The sequence below is a fragment of the Streptomyces sp. CBMA29 genome (genome assembly GCF_014596445.1).
Classification (GTDB): Bacteria; Actinomycetota; Actinomycetes; order Streptomycetales; family Streptomycetaceae; genus Actinacidiphila.
Map to the genome: position 1 here is coordinate 53,592 of NZ_MECL01000077.1, position 24,432 is coordinate 78,023.

Here is a 24,432-nt window from a genome sequence, read left to right on the forward strand (position 1 = left end):
CACCATGGCACGGTGACTTACGCGCGCGCGGTCCCGGAGGGGTTTGCGGACGGGCGACCTGTCCAGGTCGTCGCCCACAGAGGCGCCTCCGCGGACGTACCAGAACATACGCTCGCCGCGTACCGGAAAGCCATCGCGGACGGGGCCGACGCCCTGGACTGCGACGTCCGGCTGACCTCGGACGGCGAACTGGTGTGTGTCCACGACCGGCGGGTGGACCGTACGTCGAACGGCCGGGGCGCCGTCTCCTCCCTCGCACTGGCCGACCTCGCCACGCTGGACTTCGGCTCCTGGAAGGACGGCCACGGAGAACCTGGCGGCCCAGGAAGCCGGGACCGTCACCCAGGAGACGCCCGTACGAAAGACGCGCATATAAGCGCGCGTATAAGAGGGGCCCGCGCGGGACGCGTAAAAGAAGAGGACGAAAACGCCGTACGCGAACGCAGCGGCGTCCTCACGCTCCGCCGCCTGCTGGAACTGGTCGCGGACACCGACCGCCGCGTGGAGGTGGCGATCGAGACGAAGCACCCGACGCGCTGGTCGGGCCAGGTCGAGCGGCGGCTGCTCGACCTGTTGCGGCACTTCGGTATGGACCGCCCGGCGCGCGGGGAGCCCGCCCAGGTGCGGGTGATGAGCTTCTCGCCGCGGGCACTGCGCCGGGTACGGCTGGCCGCGCCCGCGGTTCCGACCGTCTTCCTGGTGCGCCACGCGCTCCCCCGGCGCTGGAGCGGGTGGCTGCCGGCGGGCGTCGGAATCGCGGGGCCGAGCATGCGGATCGTGCGCGCCGACCCGGGATACGTGGCGCGTTCGCGCCAGGCGGGGCACCGCGTGCACGTCTGGACGGTGGACGAACCCGCCGATGTCGAGTTGTGCGTACAGCTCGGAGTGGACTCCATCATCACCAACCGCCCGAGTGCGGTTCTGTCCCAGCTGGGTCGCTGAAGTTCACAGATGTCCGCAGGCCACAGCAGGAGTCAACACAGAGCAGCCGACATCAACAGGCAACTGCCGTCACAGGGCGTACCCCGGCGCGTTCGTATCGTGTTCGGGCTGCAATTGTGCGTCGTGAATGTGTACGGAGTACGTCAATAGATCGCGGTTGGCTTGTTTCCGGCCGAGTCGCAGAGGGCATCCATCCCGTGGCGCAAGGGCGTGAAGGAGGTCTCGGGGGTGTCGTTGATGGTGGCGCAGGAGGTGCCTACGTCCTCGACCATGGCCCTGCCCCATGGTCCGACCGGCGTCGCGGTGGCGCGCCGGAAACTGCGGAACGAATTGTGCGCGCAGGACGTGCCGGAGCCGGTGATCGACGACGCCGTCCTCATCCTGTCGGAGTTGCTGAGCAATTCCTTCCGGCACGCGCGTCCGCTGGAGACGCGCGAGGCCGGTGGCGGCGGGGACGCCGGTGACGCCAATGGCACAAGGTCCGCCCGGGACACTCCCCGTACGGGGAACGACGACTGGACGGCCGGCGGCCGTCACGACAGCCCACGGACGGACGACCCACAGACGGACCGCGGCCGTACGGCCAACGACCGTACGGACGGTGGCCGCAGCGACAGTGGCCGCACCGACTGCGGCGAGTGCGGGATACGCGCCGCGTGGGCGATAGGCACGGACGGACTCCTCGCGGTCGAGGTGACCGACGGCGGCGGCCCCACCAGGCCACGCCCCTCCACCCCCTCCCTGAGCGCGCACGGCGGCCGGGGCCTCGGCATCGTCGGGAGCCTGTCGCTGCGCTGGGGCGTGCGCGACGACGCGCCCGGCGAGGTGACGGTCTGGGCGGTCCTTGCGGTACGCGCCCGGCACGCGCGCCGCGACGACCCGGTGATCGCGGGCGGCACAGTCGGCACAGGCCCTACGGACGGCACGCGCGGCCAGAGGGCCGGACTCGGCGGAATCGGCGGTACGGGAATCAGTCCGATCGTCGGTGCGGGCGGCGGCCTGCCGGTGGGCATGTCGATGGGCATGTCGATGGACCTGGCCGAATCGATCGAAGCGTTCGACGCGCTCGGGTCGCTCGGGTCGCTGAACACCGCGTTCGACTCGGTCGAGGCGGTCGACGAACGCGGCTGAGGTCGCGGGCCCACGCGGAGGGCCGCACCCACCCGCGCGGGGCACGGCACGGGGCACGGCACGCGGCGCGGCGCGCAGGGCGGCGCCCCGGTGACCTCCCCCGCCCCTCCACACGCCTCGCCGTGGTCCGGCGGCGGCCTCGCCGGGCGCTAGGCTCGCGGCCGGAACACCGCCGTTACGGGAGAGACCGAGCCATGGCCAAGAAGCGCGCGACCGCGACGAAGACGAAGGTCCCGACGAGCGGAGAGGTCCCGGTGGTCGGCGCGCGCGAGCCCTGCCCCTGCGGCTCGGGCCGCCGGTACAAGGCGTGTCACGGCCGCGAGGCGTCGCACGCGGTGACCGAGCTGGTGCGTCGCCCGTTCGAGGGGCTGCCCGGCGAGTGCGACTGGGTCGCGCTGCGCGAGCTGGTCCCGGCGGCGACCGCCCCGCTCACCCTCAAGGACGCGCTGCCCGACGGCGTTCCTTCGGTGACGCTCGGCACCGTGCTGCCGATGGCCTGGCCAGGACTGCGCCGCGACACCGGGGCCGTCCTGCTCGGCCTCCAGAACGAGGCGGCGTCCGGTGACGTCAGCCGCGACCTCGCCGACACGCTGCTGCGCGCGCTCACCGCGGCGCCCGGCAATCCGGTGGACGGCCGCCGCCCGCCGCAGGACGGGCCGCGCCTCCAGGACGTGCTCGACCTCGACGCGCCCTTCACGCCTGAGGTGCACAGCGGCTTCGAGTTCTGGCTGGAGGACGCCGACGCGGCGACCGGCGAGGTGGCCGCGTCGCTGGAGCGCGCCAACCAGGCGGCGATCCCGACCGTACGGCTGACCGGCGTGGACGCCGCGTACTGGTGCGAGACGCCGGAGAAGAACCACCTGCGGTGGGTCATGCCGCACCCCGAGGAGGAGTTGCTCGACGCGCTGGCCCGGCTGCACGCCGCCGGGGTGTCGTCGCTGGGTGACGGTACGCGGCTGGTCGGCTCCTTCCGCGCGCACGGGCTCGTGGTGCCGGTGTGGGACCTGCCGGTCGGCATGGGCGCCGACGAGGTGGAGAAGCCCGCCGCCGCCTTCAACGAGCGCCTGGCCGAGACGCTCGCCAAGTCCGGCCCCCTCACCGCCGACGAGCGGCGCGCCCGCAGCGGCTTCACCAACCGCCAGATCACCTTGAGCTGACGCCGGCCGCCGCCTGGCGGCGAGCCATTCCACGGCCTCCAGCCGTACGGGGGGTTGCCCGCGCCCACACGGCGGCAGCCGCTCTCACCACCCGGCCCAGCGGGGCACGTCGGCTGTCGCCGGACCACCGGCCGGTGGGGGCGGGCCGCGCAGTTCCCCGCGCCCCTGACGGGGCACGTCCTGGGCGAGGCGCCGCGCTGGCGCAGGACGCCGCGCCGATCTTCTAAGGGGCGCGGGGAACTGCGCGACCAGCCCCCACCGGGCCTGCGGCCCGAAAAACCACAGCAACTGCCCCGCTGGGGCCGGTATGTAAAGCTCGCCACCGTTGTGGCTGGGCGCGCGGTTCCCCGCGCCCCTGACGGGGCACGTCCTGGGCGAGGCGCGGCGTTGGCGCAAGGGGGGCGCCCGATTCGTTGGCGGGCAGAACGTGGCCGGAGGGCGGGCCGTGATTCCGGTCACAACTCCCGTTGAATCGCGCCTAATCGGCGCCCCTGCGCCGTCGGGGAATTTGCGAACGGACGAAGTCTTGTTACCGTTTGGGCAGCCCGGTCGCTGGTGCATCCCCCGTCGCCAGCGACCGGGCGTTTCCATGCCCGCGGGGCGCCGGACGGCGCTTTTCGCCATGCGAGGGATACGACGGCGACGCTTTTCGTCGTACCGGTCGGTAGCGGTTCAGGTGCCTTCGGCGGGCGGCGGAAGCATTCCGTAACCGTCCACGGACGTGGTCCTGGCGTGCGGGGCGCCGAGGCCCGCGTGGCCGGAGTGGCCGCCGTGGTCCGGGTGTTCCGAGGGGCCGTCCGTGGCGGCGGCCAGCGGCAGGACGACGGCCAGGGCGGCGACGCTCGCGAGGGCGACCATGCGCAGCCCCGACACATGGTCCTGCGCCACCTGCTGAACGGCTAGCGCATGCGACTGCGGTTGCGACTGTGACTTCGGCTCCATGGGCACGACCCCACCTGCGCTCGACGGTTGCGGTCCGCCGAACGTAGCGGGCGGACCGGGGACTTCGGGACGATCAGGCGCCGTTCAGCGCAGGGCCGGGGCCCTCGGCTACCCGAACGAGTGACAGCGCGCGCGGCATCACGACACCGCGCCCGCCCTGAACAGCGTTCAGAACAGGCGCGGTGTCAACGCAGCACATCGATACGCGCATCAAATAAGCGCATCAATAGGTGAGCCGGTCGCCGTCCGGCGCGGTGCGGCCCGCGCGGACGAGGGCGTCCACGAGGTCGCCGATCCGCGGCAGCCACGGCGCGGCGCCGCCGAGCCCGACCGGCGCGTCGGGCCCCGTCGCCTCGGGCACCGGGGGCCGCACCCAGCGGAGCTGCCCCGCGCTGCTGCTCGACGGCGGCAGCGCCACGTATCCGCCGTCGCCGTGGTAGCGCAGCGACGTCGGCACCCAGTCCTGGCTGTCGAGGAGTTCGCCCAGTTCGGCGAGCGAGTAGGGCGCGACGAGGATCACGTACCGGGTGGGGGTGGCGACCACCGGGCCGAGCCGTACGCCGAGGCGTTCGATCGCGTCGAGCGCCCGCGTGCCGGCCACCGCGGGCAGACTCGCCGCGGACACCCGGTCGCCGGTCGCGAGGACCACCGGCGCGTCCGGCCTGCACGTCCACCACCAGCGCACCATGCGCGGGTCACGGGTGGCGGCCAGGAGTCCCGGCTCGTGCGGATGGGCGCCGGGCACCGGGCAGTTGGGGCGGGCGCAGGCGCACGGCTGCGCACCGGTCGCCCGCCATGTGCCGCGTTTGTCGTATCCGACACCGGGCACCACAGGCCATTGCCACTGCTCGGCATAGGTGAGCGCCGCGTCACGCAACGCGGTCCGCCCCTTTCGCGGCAGTGAGAGCTTGCGTCGCCTTCCGAGGATCTCGCGCATCAGCGCTCGTTCCTTTCCGTTAACGCCCAGGGATCTGCCCTTGCACACGTATCTGTCGAGCACACCGTTTACGAGGCAGCGCATCACGCCGCCGGCCGAGCGTGGAACGTGGCGGTGGGTGGCGTGCGCATGGCGCTTGCTCACTTGCCCCGATCGCGAGCCACAAGTCGTGGATCCCGTTGGGCGCAGCTCCCGCTCGCCACTCGGGGTGGGGTCGGCTGTCAATTGCTTACGTACTACGACGCTTGAGCCGGACTCCGGGTTCCTACCCATCACCCGCAAATATGACGCGCTGTTGGCCGGGATCAGTCGACAGCGCGCATGAGACGGGGGTAGCGCTTTCTGGCCAACCTGTGGCGGCGTGACGGCTACTCCAGGCCACCGGCGCACCACGGCACGTGACGCCGGTCACGTCCCGACACCACACCGTCTACCAGGACAATCCTGGACATGCCCGCGATTGTGCGTGTACAAGTGGGTTCCTTGGTAGCGGCGCGCCACGACATGGGGGTTTGCGATGCTATTGATGCAGATGCTCCGCGCTTTGCGGACGAAAAGCGCGGAATGCCCCATCCATCGGCGACTGGCCGGAAGCCCCCGGCCATGAGCGCCGCTCACATGAAAAAAGTGGCCGGAACCGAGCCACCTCCTTCCGCGGCGGCGCAAAATGCGTCCTCTGCGGGAGGCCCCGCGCAGGTCACGGCCGCCTCCGCGGTCCCCGCCGTCTCCCCCGCCGCTCCGCCCGCACCCGCGACGGAACCGGCGGCAGGACCGGCGGCAGGACCATCGACGGCACCAGCGACGGAACCGGCGGCCGATTCCGCGGCGACCGCGCCCGTAGCCGACCCGGCCACCGGAGCCGTGGCCAAGCCCGTGACCGTACCCGGTGCGGGCCGTCCTCGGGAGCCGGAGGCAGTGGCCGGTGATGCGCCTGGTGATGCGCCTGGTGATGCGGCCGGTGACCGGTACGGCTCCCCCGCCGTGCAGGACCGGCTGGCCTCCTGGGTGTGCGACCTGTCCCTGGTGCACGAGCTGACCGAGCGGCTGGCCCGTACGACCGCGCTGGACGACACGCTGCACGAGGTGCTGCGCGCCGGGGCCACCCTGGTCGGCGCCCGCCGCGGCATGGTCGCGCTGGAACCGGCCGACGGCCTCGGCCCCGAACGCACCGTCGGCCTCGGCCTCGGCCACGCCGACCTCGGCACGATCGAGACCGTGCCCGTACCCCGTACGTCCGCCTCCGACACCGGCGTGCCGGGTGACGCGAGCGGATCAGGGGCGCGGGACGGATCAGGGGCGCGGGACGACTGTGCGGCGCGGGACGAATCAGGGGCGCGGGACGACTGTGCGGCGCGGGACGGATCAGAGGCGCGGGACGGATCAGGGGCGGAGGACGCATGGCAGGCGCGGGACGCGGACGGCGAACGCGTCCACGCCGACCTGCTGCACGAACCCGGCCTCGACCGGCGGCACCGCGAGGTCGCCGTCCAGCTCGGCCTCGGCGCGAGCTACGCGCTGCGGCTGACGGCGCAGTCGCACGGCAGGCTGGGCACGGCCGTGTGGTTCTACGACGAACCCGCGGAGCCCGACGACCGGCAGCGCCGCCTGATGGGCCTGTATCTGCGTTTCGCCGCCGAGCACACCGCACGCGTGCTCGACCTGCGCCGCGCACGGGACACCACGGCGGCGCTGGCCGCGGAACTGCTGCCCGAACGGCTGCCGCGCGTCCCCGGCGTACGGGCGGCGGTCCGGCACCGCACGAGTCCGCGCGGCGGCGGCGACTGGTACGACGCGCTGCCGCTGCCCGAGGGCGCGCTCGGCCTGGCCGTCGGCGGGGTGACGGGGCGCGGTCCCGGCGCGGTGGCCGCGATGGGACGGCTGCGCGCGAGCCTGCGCGCGTACGCGGTGATGGAGGGCGAGGACCCGGTCGCGGTCCTGTCCGACCTGGAACTGCTGATGCGGCTCACCGAGCCCGCCAGGTCCGCGACGGCGCTGTTCGCGTACGTGGAGGCGGCGGCGGGGAACGGCGGCCCGCGCCCGGCGGGCGGCCCCGGCGGCCGGAAGCTGATCCTGGCGGGCGCGGGACACTGCCCGCCGCTGGTGGTCGGCGACCGCCGCTGCGAGTACGTCGAGACGTCGCTGTCCGCGCCGCTGAACATGCTCAGCTGCTGGGAGGCGCCCAGCGTCGAGCTGTACGCGCGGCCCGGCGAGACCCTGGTGCTGTACACGGACGGGCTGCTGCACCGTACGGGGGAGTCCGCCGACCGGGCGCTCGCCCGGCTGCACGCCGCCGCGCAGAGCGCCCCGCGCCCGGCCCGCGACGACCCCGACCGTCTCGTCGACCACATCCTGCACGCCGTGCTGCCCGACGGCCTCGACCGTTCCGAGGGCGTCGAGGACGTCGTCCTGCTCGCCGTCCGTTTCGACTGAGACCGTTCAGACTGAGACCGATTCGACCGAGATCGTTTCGGCTGAGACCGAGAGAGACGGCCCCTTGGAGACACGGGCCCTTAGGGACACGGGCCGCTGAGAAAGTCGGGCCGCGGACACCCGCGTCCGCTTCGGTCGGCCCGGTCCTGATTCGTGATCGATTCAGGACCTATGCCCCCTGCACGTCCTCTTCCGCGCGCACATACGATGCGTAGAGGTCCATAGCGGGTCCCGGCGGGACCTCCAGGGAGCTATGGCGACGACAGCGAGGAGGACAGGACGTGGCCGAGGCCCAGGCACAGCCGGACGAGCAGGTCGATCGGGTCGGACAGGAGACGCCCGAGACTCCTGAGACGACGGGGACGGCCGTGACGGCGGCCGAGGCGGCCACGGACGCGGCAGTCGAAGCGGCCACCGACGCGGCGGCCACGGACGCGGCCGACGGCGATGCGGCGGACGGCGACGACAAGCCGATCAAGCAGCGCAAGAACCGCCTCTACCCGGCTGTTTCCGACGAGCTGGCGGCCGTGATGAAGTCCGACTGGGCCGACACGGAACTGCACGGACTGGCCCCGCTGCCGCAGGCCGCGTACGCCGCCGCGCGCCGCGCCGCGCTGTCCGAGCGCTTCCCCGGCGAGCGGATCGTCGTACCGGCGGGCAATCTCCGTACCCGCTCCAACGACACCGAGTACCCCTTCCGCGCGGCCACCGAGTACGCCTATCTGACCGGTGACCAGACGCAGGACGCCGTCCTCGTGCTGGAGCCGCGCAAGGGCGGCGGGCACGCGGCGACCGCGTATCTGCTGCCGCGCTCCAACCGGGAGAACGGCGAATTCTGGCTGGACGGCCAGGGCGAGCTGTGGGTCGGTCGGCGGCACAGCCTCACCGAGGCCGAGCAGATGCTCGGGATGCCGTGCCGTGACGTCCGCAAGGCCGCGGAGACCCTGCGCGAGGCGGCGGGTCCTGTCCGCGTGGTGCGCGGGCACGACGCGGGCGTCGAGGCGGCGCTCAGCGACAAGGTGACGGCCGAGCGCGACGCCGAGCTGACCGAATTCCTGTCCGCGCTGCGGGCGGTGAAGGACGAGTTCGAGATCGCCGAATTGCAGCGGGCGTGCGACTCGACGGCGCGCGGCTTCGAGGACGTCGTCAAGGTCCTCGACAAGGCGGAGGCCACCTCCGAGCGGTACATCGAGGGAACGTTCTTCCTGCGCGCCCGCGTCGAGGGCAACGACGTCGGCTACGGCTCGATCTGCGCCGCCGGCCCGCACGCCACCACCCTGCACTGGGTGCGCAACGACGGCCCGGTCCGCTCCGGCGACCTGCTGCTGCTCGACGCGGGCGTGGAGACCCACCACCTCTACACCGCGGACGTCACCCGCACCCTCCCGATCAGCGGCAGCTTCTCGCCGGTCCAGCGCAAGGTCTACGACGCGGTCTACGAGTCCCAGCAGGCCGGTATCGACGCGGTGAAGCCGGGCGCGGCCTTCCGCGACTTCCATGAGGCGTCGCAGCGCGTGCTGGCCGAGAAGCTGGTCGAGTGGGGGCTGCTCGAAGGCCCGGTCGACCGGGTGCTCGAACTGGCCCTCCAGCGCCGCTGGACGCTGCACGGCACCGGCCACATGCTCGGCATGGACGTCCACGACTGCGCGCACGCGCGGACCGAGGCGTACGTGGACGCCACCCTGGAGCCCGGCATGGTGCTGACGGTCGAGCCCGGCCTGTATTTCCAGGCGGACGACCTGTCGGTGCCCGAGGAGTACCGCGGCATCGGTGTCCGGATCGAGGACGACATCCTGGTGACGGACGACGGCAACCGCAATCTGTCGGACGCGCTGCCGCGGCGCTCGGACGAGGTCGAGGCGTGGATGGCGGGGCTGCGCGGCTGAACACGGACCCCAGCCGGTCCCAGCCGGTCCCACCAGAGTCGAGCGGTCTCACCGGAGTCGAGCGGTTCCACCGGAGTCGAACGGCGCTACGACGCCTTCAGCAGGGCGTCGTCACGCCACTTGAGCACCTTGTCGAAGGAGACAACCGTGCCGTGACCCGGCCGGTTCTGGAAGTGGACGTGGTCCACCAGCGCCTCGATGAGGAAGAGTCCGCGTCCGTGCTCGGCCTGCTGGCCCCTGGGGCTCAGCGGCCGGGCCGGGTGGCGGAAGCGGTCGCGGGGGAATCCGGGACCGGAGTCGGCGACCTCGATACGGCACTGGTCGCCGTCGATCCGCGCGGTGACGCTGTACTCCGTGCCGGATCCGGCGTGTTCCACGGCGTTGGCACACGCTTCCGAGAGGGCCACCGCCAGGTCGAAGGAGATCTCCGGATCGACTCCGGCCGTCTCCATGGTCCCGATCAGCAGCCTTCTGGCCAGCGGAACGCTCGCAGCCTCGCGCCGCAAATGGAGTGACCACCAGATGCTCATGCTCCAGCCTCCTGGCCGCGGCTCGACATAAGGTTACGTATTGCCGCGAAGAGCGTCCCGTAAGCGCGATGTTGACGTGATATCGCTCATTCGGCGGATGCCAATGCCCGGCGTACGCGTGTAGGGGGACTTCACGCGCACACCACCGCGAGCCGGACACCCGCCGTATCCGCCCGGAGCGCGCGGTGAGAAGATGACCGCCGTCATGACTGCCACGCGGGGCTCCGTCCCCTCCGTGCGCGCCGGCGCCGGAATGCGACTGCTGCGGGCCGCGGTGTTCACCGCGGTCTGCGTCGTGCTGGCCGCGGTCGGGCACGCGATGGCGTCCGGCCGCACGGTGCCGGTGTGGGCGCTGGTCGTCGGCTGGCTCTCGGTCTTCGCGGTCGTCGCTCCGCTCGCGGGACGCGAACGCACCCTGCCCGGCATCGCCGCCGCCCTCGCCGTCGGACAGCTCGCGCTGCACAGCGTCTTCAACGCCGGGCAGATGTGCGCGAGTACGACGGCCGCCGGGCACGGCGGCGGCGCGGGGTCCGGCGCCGGCTCCGGGTTCGGCTCCGGCTCCGGCGGTCTGCTGACCGTCGCGGCCCGGCTGGTCTGCGGGAGCACGGCCGCCGGGCCGCTGACTCCGCAGAAGGCGCAGTGGGTCGTCCAGCAGGCGGGGCTCGACCCGTCCGCGATGGGCGCGCCCGTGCACACCCCGGGCATGGACATGAGCGGCGGTACGGCCGCGGGCGGTACGGGAAGCGTCGCGCACGCCGTGGTGTCGCTGCCCTTCTGCTCCCTGCCGATGTTCCTCGGCCACCTGCTCGCCGCCGTGGTGGCGGGCTGGGTGCTGCGACGCGGCGAGGCGGCCCTCTGGCGGCTGATACGGCTGTCGGTGCGCGGCGCCGCCGAGTTGGCCGCGCTCTCGCCCGCCGTACTGCGCCGCGCCCACGTGCTGCTGTCCGCGCTCGCGGCGCAGGCGGCCGGGACCGCGGGCGTACGGCCGCGGCGGCGCTGCACGGCGGACGCGACGGCGGCCAGACACCGCACGGTGTGGCTGCTGCGGCACTCGCTGGCAAGGCGCGGGCCGCCGTTCGGCCTCGCGGCGGCCTGACGCGACGCACCCCCGCCGACTCCCCCTTGGCGTAGATCCCCAGGGACTTGCAGGTCCTTGCGGTTCTTAGAGGCCCTCACTGGGCCGATGAGTCCATCGGTCCTACGTAGGTCCATACGACTTATGCGGCATAGGTCCATAGGACTCATGCGGTCTTCCAGGGAGTACGGCGACGGTGGCGCGCGGGTCCGCCCACGCCTCCGCCGACCGCGGGCGCCTGACGCGCCGTGGTCCGCGGTTCCATGCCACCGTCAGCCCACTTCCCACAGACCTGTGGAGAACTGGAGCACCCTCGTCATGAGCAGCTCACGTATGCGCGGCCGTGCCGCGACCATCGCCGCCCTCGCCGGTGCCACCGTCCTGCTGGCCGCCGTGCCCGCCTTCGCGCATGTCACGGTGACGCCGAACAGCGCGGCCCAGGGCAGTTACAGCACGGTCGCCTTCAAGGTGCCGAACGAGGAGGACAGCGCGTCCACGACGAAGGTCGAGGTCAACCTGCCCGCCGACCACCCGGTCGCCTCGGTCTCGATCCAGCCGGTGCCCGGCTGGACGGCGCAGGTGACGAAGTCGAAGCTGGCGACCCCGCTGAAGTCGGACGACGGCACCATCGACGAGGCGGTCACGAAGATCACCTGGAGCGGCGGGAAGATCGAGCCGGGTCAGTTCCAGCAGTTCCCGGTGTCGTTCGGGCCGCTGCCCGCCACCACCGACGCGCTGGTCTTCAAGACGCTCCAGACGTACGACAACGGTGACATCGTGCGCTGGATCGACGTGCCGAAGGAGGGCCAGGCCGAGCCGCAGCACCCGGCGCCGACCCTGAAGCTGACGGCGGCGGCGGCCTCCGACGGCGCCTCGGCCTCGCCGAGCGTGACGGCGACCCCGGCCGCCGACGCCAAGTCCGGCGGCTCGTCCGGCGGTACGCAGGCGGCCTCGTCCGACACGAGCGACGGGACCGCTCGGGCGCTGGGCGTCGCCGGAATCGTGGTCGGCGCGATCGGGATCGGCTACGGCGTCTTCGCCGGTCGCCGCCGCAACCCGTCCGCCTGACGCCGGCCGGCTGACCGCTGGTCCGGCTGACGGCTGGTCCGACTGACGGCCGACGCCGGTCCTCGCAGGACCGGCGTCGATCCGCCGGAACCACCTGAAGCACCGGATCCACCGGATCCACCGGACCGCTCGCGGTCCCGTTCGACCCGAACAACCCGCCGGGCGGCCACGTGAGCCGTGGCCGCCCGGCACCACCGTCCACTGAAGGGGCATCACCTTCATGCGCACCACCCGCTCCACCCGCACGACCGCTTCCACCCGCACGACCGGCACACGTACCCGTACCCGCACCCGTGCCCGTACCACCGCCGTGACCGGCGCCGCCGCGCTCGCCGTCGCGGGGGCGCTGCTGCTGTCCGGCTGCGGCGGTTCCGGCGACTCGTCGGCGAACGCCAATGTGGCGGCGGTGTCCGCCGACGCGCCGCAGAAGGCGGGCACGCTGCTCGACACGCCGTTCACGAAGCCCGCACTCGTGCTGACCGACAACCAGGGCAAGCCGTACGACCTGGTGAAGGAGACCGCGGGCCACCCGACGCTGCTCTTCTTCGGCTACACGCACTGCCCCGACGTCTGCCCGACGACGATGAGCGACCTGGCGCTGGCCAAGGCGAAGCTGCCGAAGGCCGACCAGGACGCGCTGCGGGTCGTCTTCGTCAGCACCGACCCGGAGCGCGACACCCCGGCGCGGCTGACGGCGTGGCTCGGCGCGATGGACAAGTCCTTCATCGGACTGACCGGTCAATTCGACACCATCCAGGCCGCGGCCCGCTCGGTCGGCGTCGGCATCGACCCGCCGGTCAAGGAGAAGGACGGCAGCGTCACCGTCACGCACGGCGCCGAGGTGCTGGCGTTCTGGCCCAAGGACGACAAGGCGCACGTCCTCTACATGTCGGGGACGACGGCCGAGCAGTACGCGGCCGACCTGCCGAAGATCGTCAGGAGCGAGGCGCCGTGAGGCGGCGCGCGCTGCTCGGCGCCGTCGCCGGTGTCGCGGCGGTGGCGCTGGCGACCGGCGCGGGCGTCGCGCTCAGCGACGGCTCGTCCGGAACATCGGGTCAGGGCGGGGGCCTCGGCAAGGTGTCGGTGAGCGGCGGGTACATACCGCAGCCGCTGCTGACCGACGAGGCCGCCGCGTACGTCACCGTCAAGAACACCGGGGGCGGGGACGCCGAACTCACCGCGGTCAGCACCCCGCTGGCCGCGCACGTCACCCTGCACAGCACGACCGGCACCACCATGCGCCAGGTGACGGCCCTGACCGTACCGGCGGGCGGCACCCTCACCCTCGGCACCGGGGGCGACCACATGATGCTGGAGAACCTCACCCACAAGCCGCGGGTCGGTGAAACAGTCACCCTGCGACTCCACTTCGCCCACGCCACGCCCGCCACGGTCACGGTCACCGTGCCCGTCGAGGCGACGACGTACCGCCCGGACCCGAAGGGCTGACCGCAGTGAACCCAGCGACGCCAGCGCGCACAGCGCCCCCAGCGAAGAAGAACACCCGGTTGCCACGTTTGAGGCCACCACGTCGCCAGACCGGCGGGCGGCGGCTGGCGGCGCTCGCGGCCTGCCTCGGCGGCGTGCTCGCCCTGCTGCTCGGCGTCGCGGCGCCCGCGTCCGCGCACGCGGCGCTGATCCGTACCGACCCGGCAGACGGCTCGGTCGTGCAGAGCGCGCCGCAGCGCGTGGTGCTCACCTTCTCGGAGGGAGTGCTGCTCTCGGCGGACTCGCTGCGGGTGCTCGACCCGCAGGGCAAGGACGTGGCGGTGGGCAAGCCGCAGCACGACAGCGGCAAGGACTCCGGGTCCACGGCCACCGTCGGGCTGCGGCCGGGCATCGGCAACGGCACGTACACCGTGGCGTGGAAGGCGGTGTCGCAGGACAGCCACCCGGTGGCCGGGGCGTTCACCTTCTCGGTCGGCGCGGCCTCCAAGACCAGCGTCGATCTGTCGGGCGCGGCGGCGGCGGGCGGCGGCGCGGCGTCCACGCTCTACGGGATCGCCCGCTACTTCGCCTACGCCGGTTTCGCGCTGCTGGTCGGCAGCGCGGTGTTCCTGTCCGTGTGCTGGCCGCGCGGCGCCCTGCTGCGTCCCATGCGGCGGATCGCGGCGGGCGGCTGGGCGACGCTGGTCGCGGCGACCATCGCGCTGCTGATGCTGCGCGGCCCGTACGCCAACGGCACCGGGCTCGGCGACGCGGTCGACCCCGACGTGATGCGCGCGGTGCTGGAGACCCGGCCGGGCGCGGCGCTCGTCTCCCGGCTGCTGCTGCTCGCGGCGGCGGCCGTCTTCCTCGCCGTGCTCTTCGGCAGCTACGCCAAGCGCGAGGACCCGGAGGAACGCGCCGACCTGGCCTGGGGTCTGGGCATCGGCGGCACGGTCGTCGCGATCGGCATCGCCGCCACCTGGGCGATGGCCGAGCACGCCTCGGTCGGCATCCAGCGGCAGGTCGCGATGCCGGTCGACATCGTCCACCTGCTGTCCATGGCGGTCTGGCTGGGCGGTCTCATCACCCTGCTGACCGCGCTGTTCGCCCGCTCCACCGCCGGTACGGTCGAGCCGTACGCCGTACGCCGCTTCTCCCTCATCGCGCTCACCGCCGTGACGACCCTGATCGGCACCGGCACCTACCAGGCGTGGCGGCAGATGGGCAGTTGGGCGGCCTTCTTCGACACCCACTACGGGCAGCTTCTTTTCATCAAGATCTGGCTGGTGTGCGCGCTGGTGGGCGTGGCCTGGTTCTCGCGGCGCTGGACGCGGGAGCTGGGGGTAACGCCGGTGGCGCGGCCGGAGGCGGTGGCCTCCGCGGTGGGGGCGCCGGCCGCCGCATCGGCCGGTACGGGGTCCGGTACGACGTCGGGTACGCGTTCCAGTACGGCGTCCGGTACGGGGTCGGGTACAGCGTCCGGTACGGGGTCCGGCTCCGACGATCCGGCGCGGGCCGCGCAGTTGCGGCGGCAGCAGGACGCGCGGGACTCGGCGAACGCGAAGAAGGTGCGCGACGCGGATCCCGCGCGCAACCGGCTCCGGCGTTCGGTACTGATAGAGGTCGGCATCGCCGTCGTCCTGCTGACCGTCACCACGATGCTGACCGGCTCGCAGCCGGGCCGGGCCGCCGAGGAGCAGAAGGACCTCAAGGCGCCGTCCGCGGCGACCGGCGGCGGGAACGCGACGGCTCCGACCGAGGTCGTCCTGTCCATCCCGTACGACACCGGCGGTCCCAACGGCAAGGGCACGGCGGGCCTGACCGTCTCCCCCGCCCGGTCGGGCGCCAACGAGGTCCACCTCTTCCTCAGCACGCCCGCCGGGAGCTCGGTGGACGTGCCGGAGGTGCGCCTCCAGTTCACGCTGCCGGCCAAGAAGATCGGCCCCATCGACGTCCCCTTGCAGCACCTGACCGTGGGCCACTGGACCGCGGCCGGCGTCCAACTGCCGCTGCCGGGCGCCTGGCAGGTGGCCGTCACCGTCCGCACCTCGGACATCGACGAAGTGACGGAGACGAGGAACATGCAGGTCAACCCGTGAAGTCAACCGATTCGGCGGAGCACGTGAAGTCGGCAGAATCCGCGGAGTCGGCGGAGTCGGCGGAGTCCGTACGGCCCGCGGAGTCCGTACGGCCCGCAGACGCGGCTCCCGCCGGGCTCAGCAGACGGCGGCTGCTCGGTACGGCGGGGGCCGCGGGCGCGGCGGGACTGGTCGTCGGCGGCGGTGCCGGTGCGGGCGTCGCACGTGCCGTGCGGGACGAACCGGTCGCGCTGAGCACGGTCGGTTCCGCGTACGTCCCCTTCGAGGGCGCGCGGCAGGCGGGAATCGTCGGGCCCGCGCAGGCCGTCGGCCACCTCGTCGCCTTCGACCTGGCGCCGGGCGCGGACCGTAAGGCCGCCGCCGCGCTGCTGCGCCGCTGGTCGGACGCGGTACGGACGATGACGCGGCCGGGCGCGGGCGGTGCGGGCGGTGCGGGCGGCGCAGGTGGCACGGGTGGCGCAAGTGGCGCAGGGGTGCTGCCTGCGTCGTATGACGATCAGGTCGCGTACGACGCCGGGCCGTCCTCGCTGACGGTCACCTTCGGCTTCGGCCGGAGCTTCTTCGGCCGTACGGGGCTGACCGGGCGGTTGCCCGGGGCGCTGGCGCCACTGCCGGACTTCGCGGGCGACGCCCTCGACCCGAAGCGGAGCAACGGCGATCTGTGGGTGCAGATCGGCGCGGACGACGCGCTGGTCGCTTTCCACGCGCTGCGCGTGCTCCAGAAGGCGGCTCGGGACACCGCTGCGGTCCGCTGGCAGATGAACGGGTTCAACCGGACGCCGGGCGCGACCGCGCACCCGATGACCGGCCGCAATCTCATGGGCCAGATCGACGGGACCAACAATCCGAAGCCGACCGACGCCGATTTCGATCAGCGGATCTTCGTACCGGCGGGCGGCTCCGCCGACTCCGGCTCCCCGGCCTGGATGGCGGGCGGTTCGTACGCCGTCGTCCGCCGGATCCGGATGCTGCTGGACTCCTGGGACCATCTGTCGGTGGCCCGGCAGGAGAAGGTGATCGGCCGCCGCAAGCCGGACGGGGCGCCGCTGTCGGGCGGCAGCGAGACCACGCCGGTCGACCTGGCGAAGGTCGGGGCGGACGGCGCCCTAGCCGTCGCGGGCGACGCGCACATCCGGGTCGCGGCCCCGGCCTCCAACGGCGGCGCCGCCATGCTGCGGCGGGCGTTCTCGTACCACGACGGCATCGGGACGGACGGCACTCCGGACGCCGGGCTGCTCTTCGTGGCCTGGCAGGCGGATCCGCTCAAGGGGTTCGTGCCGGTGCAGCGCAAGCTGGACGGCGGCGACGGCCTGTCGCGCTTCCTGCGGCACGAGGCGAGCGGCCTCTTCGCGGTCCCGGGCGGCTGCGGGCCCGGAGAATACGTGGGTCAGCGGCTGCTCGAAGGGTGATCGCACGATCTGGTGGCGGTGTTCCGGGCTGATGAACAGACCGGCGTTCCGGGTCTGTGCGGGCCATTAGGCTGAACGCATGTCGCCAGCGAGCCGTTATACCTATCTGGGTCCCGAAGGCACGTTCACCGAGGCCGCGCTGCGGCTGCTGCCCGAGGCCGCCACGCGCGAGCTGGTACCGATGGTGTCGGTGCCCGCGGCGCTCGACGCGGTGCGCAACGGCGAGGCGGGCGGTGCGCTGGTCCCGATCGAGAACTCCGTCGAGGGCGGCATCACCGCCACGCTCGACGAGCTGGCGTTCGGCGACCCGCTGATGATCTACCGCGAGGTGCTGCTGCCGATCGCCTTCGCGCTGCTTGTCAGGCCGGGCACCGCGCTGTCCGACGTGAAGACGGTGACCGGGCACCCGGCCGCGCAGTCGCAGGTGCGGAACTGGCTGTCGGGCAACCTGCCCGACGCGGTCTGGGAGTCGGCCGCGTCGAACGCGGACGGCGCGCGGCTGGTGCAGGAGGGCCGCTTCGACGGCGCCTTCGCGGGCGAGTTCGCGGCGCCGACGTACGGTCTCGAACCGCTGGCCACCGACATCCGCGACGCGCAGAACGCGACGACGCGCTTCGTGCTCGTCGGGCGCCCCGCGCGGCTGGCGGCGCCGACCGGCGCGGACAAGACGTCGGCGGTGTTCTGGCTGCGCGACGACCACCCCGGCGCGCTGCTCGAACTCCTCCAGGAGTTCGCGATCCGCGGGGTGAACCTGATGCGGATCGAGTCCCGGCCGACCGGTCGCGGCCTGGGTCAGTACTGCTTCTCGGTGGACGCCGAGGGTCACCTCACGGACCGCCGGGTCGGCGAGACGCTGATGGGGCTGCGCCGCCGCTGCCTGAACGTCCGCTTCCTCGGCTCGTACCCGCGGGCCGACGAGGTCGAGGCGCGGGTGGCGCGGGGGACGACGGACGCGGAGTTCACGGACGCGGCGGACTGGCTGAACCGGGCGCTGGACGGACGGGCCTGAGCGGGAAGCGGGCGGGATTTCCACCGTGGGGAAAAGTTATCCACAGGCTTCGAGCGCAGCCTGTGGGTAACTGGGGACATGTCGACACGACAACGCGACCTAGTCGACAAATCTGTACACAGACACCATCACTGTCCACAGCGGGGCAGGTCACCCCTCGTCACCCCAATTCCCCCGACCAACTCTCCCGAGGGAACACTTCTCACTCGAAAGTGAGTGTGGAACGGGTTTCAAGGGGGAATCCATAGCCGAGCATCGAGCCCGGCCGAATGATCTCCCCCCTTCTCCACAGATCTTCCCCACACCCTGTGGACAAAGAATGGAAATCCCCAGCAGCCTGTGGATAACTTTCGCCCGGAGGGCCCCTGAGGGGTCCGCGGAGGCCCCGCCGGAGCCCCGGCGGCGATGATCAACTCCGGTTCTCCACAGGCGCGATGACCCGGGGGAGGGACGCGGCGAATGTGGTTGACCGTCACCCCTTTCTCCCTTTTACGGAATTTCCTCGCTTTACTCCTGAAGCGGACAAAGCACACCATAAAGTCCTTAAGTTGTCGCGGCCGATGCCCGCTCCCCGGTAACCTGGTCGCGTGATTGACCTTCGTCTGCTTCGTGAGGACCCCGACCGTGTGCGCGCCTCGCAGCGCGCCCGTGGAGAGGACGTCGCGCTTGTCGACTCCCTCCTCTCCGCCGACGAGCGGCGCAGGTCGTCCAGTACCCGCTTCGACGAGCTGCGCGCCGAGCAGAAGCAGCTCGGCAAGCTGATCCCGAAGGCGCAGGGCGAGGAGAAGGCCGAGCTGCTGAAGCGGACCGGCGAGCTGTCGGCCGCCGTCAAGGCCGCCGACGCCGAGCAGCACGAGGCGGCCGAAGAGGCCCAGCGGCTGCTGCTCCAGCTCGGCAACCTCGTCCACCCGGACGCCCCGATCGGCGGCGAGGAGGATTTCGTCGTCCTCGAACAGCACGGCGCGCCGCGCGACTTCGCCGCCGAGGGCTTCACTCCCAAGGACCACCTGGAGCTGGGCGAACTGCTCGGCGCCATCGACGTCGACCGCGGCGCCAAGGTGTCCGGCTCGCGCTTCTACTACCTGACCGGCGTCGGCGCCCTGCTGGAGCTGGCCCTGGTCAACGCGGCCGTCGCGCAGGCCGGCGCCGCCGGATTCACGCCCGTCCTGACCCCGACCCTGGTCAAGCCGTCCGCGATGGCGGGCACCGGCTACCTCGGCCAGGTCGAGGACGACGTCTACTACCTGGAGAAGGACGACCTGTACCTGGTCGGCACCTCCGAGGTCCCGCTCGCCGCCTACCACATGGACGAGATCATCGACGCGGGCAAGCTGCCGCTGCGCTACGCCGGTTTCTCGCCCTGCTACCGGCGCGAGGCGGGCTCGTACGGCAAGGACACCCGCGGCATCATCCGCGTCCACCAGTTCGACAAGGTGGAGATGTTCGTCTACACCACGCCGGAGGACGCGGAGGCCGAGCACCAGCGGCTGCTGGCCTGGGAGAAGCAGTGGCTGTCGGCGCTGGAACTGCCGTTCCAGGTGATCGAGCTGGCCTCGGGCGACCTGGGCTCCTCGGCGTCGCGGAAATTCGACTGCGAGGCGTGGATCCCGACGCAGGGCAAGTACCGCGAGCTGACCTCGACGTCGAACACGACCGAGTTCCAGTCCCGCCGCCTGTCGATCCGGCTGCGTGACGAGAAGGGCACCCGGCCGCTGGCCACGCTGAACGGCACGCTGTGCGCGGTGCCGCGCACGATCGTGGCGATCCTGGAGAACCACCAGCTCGCGGACGGTTCCGTACGGGTGCCGGAAGTGCTGCGGCCGTACCTGGGCGGCCGGGAGCTGCTGGAGCCCGTCACGTCCAGCGCCAAGTGAGCGAGTCGGAGGCCGGGGCTCTCACCGGTACGGGGCCGGGCGCCGTGGCCGCGGACAAGGCGGCGGACGGAGCCGCGGACAGGGCCGGGGCCGCCGACAATGCCGGGGCCGCCGACGCGGCGCGGATTCCGTACCGGCTGGTCGCCACCGACCTGGACGGGACGCTGCTGCGCGGCGACAACACCGTCTCGCGGGTGACGAGGGACGCGCTCGCCGCGACGGTGGCGGCGGGCGCGGTGCACATCATCGTCACCGGCCGCTCTGTGCCGTGGACCCGGCACGTACTGGACGACCTCGGATACGAGGGCTTGGCGGTCTGCGGCCAGGGCGCGCAGCTCTACGACGCGGGCGCGCACCGGCTGCTGACCTCGGTCACCCTCGACCGGCAGCTCGCCGCGCTCGCGGTGGCCAAGATCGAGGCCGAGGTGGGCCCGCTGTTCCTCGCGGCCAGCCGCGACGGCCTGGCCGGCGACGTCCTGATCAGCGAGGGGTACACGTACAACCCCGAGCTGCCGGTCATCCTCATGTCGGACCCGGCCGAGTTGCTGTCCGCGCCCGTCAACAAGCTGTACATACAGCACCCGGGGCTGGGGGACGACGGTCTGGCGCGGGCCGCCCGCGAGGTGGCCGGTGACCTGGTGGGCGTGACGATGGCGGGCGAGGGCATCGTGGAGCTGCTGCCGCTCGGCCTCACCAAGGCGACCGGGCTCTCGCTGGCCGCGCGGCGGCTCGGCGTGACCGCTGCCGAGACGATCGCCTTCGGTGACATGCCCAACGACCTGCCGATGTTCGCCTGGTCGGGGTACGGCGTGGCGATGGCCAACGCCCATCCGGAGCTGCGGCGGGTCGCCGACGAGGTCACGCTGTCGAACGACGAGGACGGCATCGCGGTGGTGCTGGAACGGCTCTTCGGGCCGTTCTGAACCGCGCGGGCGAGTGTGCCTGGGCTGGTGCCGGGGCTGCGCGGGAGGCCGGGGCTGGGTCGGCGGCCGGGGCTGGGTCGGGGTGCGCCTCAGCCGCACCATGCCTGGGTCGGGGCGCTCAGCCGGACTTCTCGCGGGCGCGGCCCGGCGGCGTGATCGCGTAGCAGCTCAGGCCGATCAGCGCGGCCGTGAAGTGGCCGAGGTCGGTGTAGGTCGCGTCGCCGAGCAGCGGATAGCCGAAGAAGCCCAGCACGCCGAGGAGATATCCCCAGCGCCAGGGGCGCGGCACCAGATACGTGAGGACGCCGACGATGCCCGCGAGGCCGTAGCTGACCCCGATGTCCACGGTGTGCGCGAGGGAGCGCGGCAGCCGCTGGTCCCTGATGCCGAACATGACGGCCTTCTCACTGACGAGAGTCGCGCCGATGTGCGCGGTCGCGACGACGACCAGCCAGCGCCAGGTGCCGAGCCAGCGTTCCGCGGGGGCGTGGATCAGCTCGAAGAGGAGGAAGTAGAGGACGAGGCCCGAGGGCGTCTCTATCCACAGGGCGCTGGCGAACAGCACCCGCAGCGGGTGCTGCCGCAACTGGACCAGGTTGGTGCTGACGTGGTGCAGCAGATATGAGCGGACGTGCGGCGACACGACGGCGACGATGCCGCTGGTGACGATCAGGATCAGCAGCCAGAAGTGGGTGCCGGGCGAGGCCCGTATCCATTGCGCGGCGAAGCGCCGCGCGTCACGGGGGGTGACGCGGCGGCGCTCGCGGGCGGCGGTGGAGGACTCGTGAGCCGGGGCCATCGCGACCAGTCTTCACCGATCACAGCCGGGCTGCGACTCGCTCCCTCCCATTGACACCGCATTCACAGCTTGCGCCGCCGTCACACCGTGTTCCCGTTCCCTCGGGCGCCGTGCCCCGGTCTCTTCTCGCGGGCGCCGTGCCCCGGTCTCTACTCCTCACCCGCGAGCTTGAGGGTGCGCAGTTTGTGCCCGGCGAACCAGGTGGTGCCGACGGTGACCACCGCGAGCAGCACGATCGCCGTCGGCAGACCGACGTCGGAGCTGACGATGTCGCCGTGGCCCAGCTTCTGCGCGACCGCGAGCGACCACTGCTGGACGCTGAGGGTCCTGGCGCCCGGCACCACATTGCCGATGACGGACTCCCAGACCAGGGCGTAGACCAGGCCGACGATCACCGCGTGCCGGGTGAGGACGCCGAGCATCAGGAAGATCGCCGCGTAGGCGACGGACGCGACGGCGGCGGCGACCCCGAAGGCGACCGCGACGTTCTGCCCGTTGCCGTTGAGGATGAATCCGGCGAGCAGGGTGGGAATGGCGGAGAAGGCGGCGACCACGCCTATCGCCACGATGAGCTTGGTGGACACGATCGTGGACCGTCTGATCGGCTTGGCCAGCAGGTAGACGATCGCGCCGTCGTCGATCTCCGGGCCGATCGCGCCGGTGCCGGCGATGACGCCGACCAGCGGGACCATCGCGCTGAGCGCGAAGCCCTGGAGGATGTCGTTGGCGGTGGAGTCGTCCGCGCCGGTCAGCGCGCGGACCGCGACGGAGATGATCAGCAGCAGCATCGGCAGCGCGAAGAGCAGCAGGGCGCGGCGGCGGCCGAGCAGCGCGCGGTAGGTGAGCCGGGCCACGGTGGGGTGGAACACGGCGGGTCCTGAGCGGACGGGGGCCGCGGCCCTGCCGCTCGGCGGCGCGGGAGTCTGGGTGGCGGACATCTGTGTCGGCTCCTTATGCCGTGACGAGGTAGGAGAAGACGCTCTCCAGGGACTCGTCGGACGGCGAGACGGTGAAGAGCCGGATGCCGTGGTCGCGGGCGATCCGGGGCAGGAATTCGGTGAATCCGGCGAAGTCGATGGCCTGGACGCGCAGCGCCCTCTCCGACCAGTCCAGCTCGATCGCGGCGGTGGACGCGTGCGCGATCAGCACGGACGCGAGCAGCCGGTCGTCGCTCGACCGTACGAGATAGCGGTGCGGGCGGTCGGTCATCAGGCGGCGGATCTTGCGGAAGTCGCCGGAGGCCGCGTGGCGCCCCGCCACCACGACCTCGATGTGGTGGGCGAGCTGCTCGACCTCCTCCAGGATGTGCGAGGAGAACAGGACGGTCCTGCCCTCGGCGCCCATCCGCCGCAGCAACTCCATCAGGTGCAGCCGCTGCCGCGGGTCCATGCCGTTGAACGGCTCGTCGAGCAGCAGCACCGACGGGTCGTGGACCAGCGCGGACGCCATCTTGGCGCGCTGCCGCATGCCCTTGCTGTACGTGTCGATCTGCCGGTCCTGGGCGTACTCCATCTCGACGGTGGCCAGCGCCCGCCGGGCGGCGGCGTCCGGGTCGGCCAGGCCGTGCAGCTCCGCGTTGGCGACCACGAACTCGCGGGCGGTGAGGAAGTCGTACATCGCCTCGCGCTCGGGCACGATGCCGATCTCGCGGTACGACTGCTCATTGCGCCAGATGGGCGTCCCGTCGAGGGTGACGGTGCCGGTGGACGGGGCCAGGAAGCCCGCCATCATGTTGATGAGGGTGGATTTTCCGGCGCCGTTGGGGCCGAGCAGGCCGGTGACGCCGGGGCCGATCGTCATGGTGATGTCGTTGACCGCCACCACGTTGCCGAACCAGCGCGAGACGTTGTCGATGCTGATCGTCGTCACGAGAGACCGACCTTCTGGTAGCGGCGCATCAGGAGGCCGAAGCTGCCGGTGATGATGGTGAGGACGGCCAGCAGGTAGACGACGCCGGCCAGCGCGTCCGGCGGTCCCGAGGCGTGCGGGAAGGCGGAGCTCGCGCCGAGGAACCAGGTCTGGAAGCCGTCGATCAGCGTGATCGGCGAGAAGAGGCCGAGCCAGCCGATCACCTCGTAGTTCTCCTGCACGGAGGCGACGCCTTGGACGCTGGAGACCGCGCCGTAGGTGATGACGAACACCGCGATGATCGCGGCGACGCCGAATCCGCGGCGCGGGGTGATCGCGGCGATGACGAGCGCGATGCCCGCGAAGAGCAGCGACAGCAGGAGTACGGACACCAGGCCCTTCGCGAACCCGGCGGTCTGGGTGCCGAAGCTGAGCTTCGCCAGCAGCGCGCCGATGTAGAGGATGAGCAGGGGCAGCGCGGTCAGCAGGAACAGCGCCGTGGCGAGCGCCGCGTATTTGGCGGCCACGTAGTCGACGCGCTCGATGGGCCGCGAGAAGTACAGCGGCGTGGTCTTGAACCGCAGGTCGCGCGAGACGGACTGCGGGGCCTGCGAGGCGACGAAGAGGGTGATGACCGCCTGGAGGATCACCGCGTAACGGGTGTAGTCGACCGGCAGCTTCGTCATGTTGGTGAAGATCGCGACCGCCACCATGATCAGCGCGGGCGCGCACATCGCGGCGAGCAGGATCATCGGCAGCACCTTGGACTTCGCGCTGCGGCCGAGGCCGTACGCGCCGCGCAGGCTCTGGCTGAAGAGGGAGCGCCGGGCGTAGGCGCGGCCGAGGCGCGGGCCGGTGTACTTGCGGTAACCGATGTTGTGGATGACGTCGGGGGCGGTGCCGGTGACCGGGGGGCCGGGGTTCGGCGTGCCGGGCGTCACCGTG

General features: G+C 72.2%; 21 protein-coding genes. 14 read left to right on the plus strand and 7 right to left on the minus strand.

What is annotated here, in order from left to right:
* Positions 1 to 12 precede the first annotated feature (12 nt).
* The 3 genes from BGM09_RS12150 to BGM09_RS12165 all read left to right on the plus strand — a co-directional run bounded on the left by BGM09_RS12150 (position 13) and on the right by BGM09_RS12165 (position 3,230).
* Positions 13 to 942: a glycerophosphodiester phosphodiesterase gene (locus tag BGM09_RS12150; RefSeq protein WP_188281530.1), complete on the plus strand. Its 930-nt coding sequence runs from the start codon at positions 13 to 15 to the stop codon at positions 940 to 942.
* 345 nt (positions 943 to 1,287) lie between these two features.
* Entirely contained in the window at positions 1,288 to 2,073 is a 786-nt protein-coding gene (locus tag BGM09_RS37620; protein ID WP_317452668.1) for an ATP-binding protein, read from the plus strand.
* Between the two features lie 194 nt (positions 2,074 to 2,267).
* Positions 2,268 to 3,230 (plus strand): DUF5926 family protein, encoded by a 963-nt coding sequence (locus tag BGM09_RS12165; RefSeq protein ID WP_188281531.1) that lies wholly within the window; start codon positions 2,268 to 2,270, stop codon positions 3,228 to 3,230.
* A 672-nt stretch (positions 3,231 to 3,902) separates the two neighbouring features.
* Here the strand turns inward: BGM09_RS12165 and BGM09_RS12170 are convergent.
* Both BGM09_RS12170 and BGM09_RS12175 read right to left on the minus strand, forming a co-directional pair.
* Positions 3,903 to 4,172 carry a hypothetical protein gene (locus tag BGM09_RS12170; protein ID WP_188281532.1) on the minus strand — a complete coding sequence of 90 codons (270 nt, stop codon included), beginning with the start codon at positions 4,170 to 4,172 and terminating at the stop codon, positions 3,903 to 3,905.
* Between the two features lie 223 nt (positions 4,173 to 4,395).
* On the minus strand, positions 4,396 to 5,109 hold the full coding sequence (locus tag BGM09_RS12175) for a bifunctional DNA primase/polymerase (protein ID WP_188281533.1): 714 nt from the start codon (positions 5,107 to 5,109) through the stop codon (positions 4,396 to 4,398).
* 915 nt (positions 5,110 to 6,024) lie between these two features.
* Between BGM09_RS12175 and BGM09_RS12180 the strand changes: the two genes are divergently transcribed.
* Positions 6,025 to 7,539 (plus strand): PP2C family protein-serine/threonine phosphatase, encoded by a 1,515-nt coding sequence (locus tag BGM09_RS12180; RefSeq protein ID WP_411158294.1) that lies wholly within the window; start codon positions 6,025 to 6,027, stop codon positions 7,537 to 7,539.
* Between the two features lie 473 nt (positions 7,540 to 8,012).
* Positions 8,013 to 9,425 carry an aminopeptidase P family protein gene (locus BGM09_RS12185; protein WP_317452670.1) on the plus strand — a complete coding sequence of 471 codons (1,413 nt, stop codon included), beginning with the start codon at positions 8,013 to 8,015 and terminating at the stop codon, positions 9,423 to 9,425.
* 86 nt (positions 9,426 to 9,511) lie between these two features.
* Here BGM09_RS12185 and BGM09_RS12190 read toward each other — a convergent pair whose 3' ends face one another.
* On the minus strand, positions 9,512 to 9,955 hold the full coding sequence (locus BGM09_RS12190; protein WP_188281534.1) for an ATP-binding protein: 444 nt from the start codon (positions 9,953 to 9,955) through the stop codon (positions 9,512 to 9,514).
* 205 nt (positions 9,956 to 10,160) lie between these two features.
* Here BGM09_RS12190 and BGM09_RS12195 point away from each other — a divergent pair, with 205 nt between their 5' ends.
* The 9 genes from BGM09_RS12195 (at position 10,161) to BGM09_RS12235 (ending at position 20,840) form a co-directional block, all read left to right on the plus strand.
* Positions 10,161 to 11,051 (plus strand): hypothetical protein, encoded by an 891-nt coding sequence (locus tag BGM09_RS12195; protein ID WP_188281535.1) that lies wholly within the window; start codon positions 10,161 to 10,163, stop codon positions 11,049 to 11,051.
* A gap of 297 nt (positions 11,052 to 11,348) precedes the next feature.
* A complete protein-coding gene (locus BGM09_RS12200; RefSeq protein WP_188281536.1) occupies positions 11,349 to 12,098 on the plus strand; it encodes a YcnI family protein in 750 nt (249 codons plus the stop codon).
* Positions 12,099 to 12,318: 220 nt separating this feature from the next.
* The gene (locus BGM09_RS12205; RefSeq protein WP_188281537.1) at positions 12,319 to 13,053 is read left to right on the plus strand and encodes an SCO family protein; all 735 of its coding nucleotides are present in this window, start codon (positions 12,319 to 12,321) and stop codon (positions 13,051 to 13,053) included.
* A complete protein-coding gene (locus BGM09_RS12210) occupies positions 13,050 to 13,547 on the plus strand; it encodes a copper chaperone PCu(A)C (protein ID WP_188281538.1) in 498 nt (165 codons plus the stop codon). Before BGM09_RS12205 ends, BGM09_RS12210 begins: the two co-directional genes overlap by 4 nt.
* A 68-nt stretch (positions 13,548 to 13,615) precedes the next feature.
* Positions 13,616 to 15,625 carry a copper resistance CopC/CopD family protein gene (locus BGM09_RS12215; protein WP_223186707.1) on the plus strand — a complete coding sequence of 670 codons (2,010 nt, stop codon included), beginning with the start codon at positions 13,616 to 13,618 and terminating at the stop codon, positions 15,623 to 15,625.
* 23 nt (positions 15,626 to 15,648) lie between these two features.
* Complete coding sequence (gene efeB, locus BGM09_RS12220) at positions 15,649 to 17,034, plus strand: iron uptake transporter deferrochelatase/peroxidase subunit (RefSeq protein WP_188281563.1); 1,386 nt, start codon at positions 15,649 to 15,651, stop codon at positions 17,032 to 17,034.
* Positions 17,035 to 17,113: 79 nt separating this feature from the next.
* Positions 17,114 to 18,043 (plus strand): prephenate dehydratase, encoded by a 930-nt coding sequence (gene pheA, locus BGM09_RS12225; RefSeq protein ID WP_188281539.1) that lies wholly within the window; start codon positions 17,114 to 17,116, stop codon positions 18,041 to 18,043.
* Positions 18,044 to 18,630: 587 nt separating this feature from the next.
* Entirely contained in the window at positions 18,631 to 19,917 is a 1,287-nt protein-coding gene (gene serS, locus BGM09_RS12230; protein ID WP_188281540.1) for a serine--tRNA ligase, read from the plus strand.
* A gap of 125 nt (positions 19,918 to 20,042) precedes the next feature.
* Complete coding sequence (locus tag BGM09_RS12235; RefSeq protein WP_188281564.1) at positions 20,043 to 20,840, plus strand: HAD family hydrolase; 798 nt, start codon at positions 20,043 to 20,045, stop codon at positions 20,838 to 20,840.
* Between the two features lie 118 nt (positions 20,841 to 20,958).
* Here the strand turns inward: BGM09_RS12235 and BGM09_RS12240 are convergent, their stop codons facing one another.
* The 4 genes from BGM09_RS12240 to BGM09_RS12255 form a co-directional block, all read right to left on the minus strand.
* The gene (locus BGM09_RS12240) at positions 20,959 to 21,639 is read right to left on the minus strand and encodes a rhomboid-like protein (protein WP_223186708.1); all 681 of its coding nucleotides are present in this window, start codon (positions 21,637 to 21,639) and stop codon (positions 20,959 to 20,961) included.
* Between the two features lie 149 nt (positions 21,640 to 21,788).
* The gene (locus tag BGM09_RS12245) at positions 21,789 to 22,508 is read right to left on the minus strand and encodes an ABC transporter permease subunit (protein ID WP_188281566.1); all 720 of its coding nucleotides are present in this window, start codon (positions 22,506 to 22,508) and stop codon (positions 21,789 to 21,791) included.
* Between the two features lie 82 nt (positions 22,509 to 22,590).
* Positions 22,591 to 23,508, minus strand: coding sequence for an ABC transporter ATP-binding protein (locus tag BGM09_RS12250; RefSeq protein ID WP_188281541.1), 918 nt, complete (start codon positions 23,506 to 23,508; stop codon positions 22,591 to 22,593).
* A complete protein-coding gene (locus BGM09_RS12255; RefSeq protein ID WP_188281567.1) occupies positions 23,505 to 24,428 on the minus strand; it encodes an ABC-2 transporter permease in 924 nt (307 codons plus the stop codon). Before BGM09_RS12255 ends, BGM09_RS12250 begins: the two co-directional genes overlap by 4 nt.
* Positions 24,429 to 24,432 lie beyond the last annotated feature (4 nt).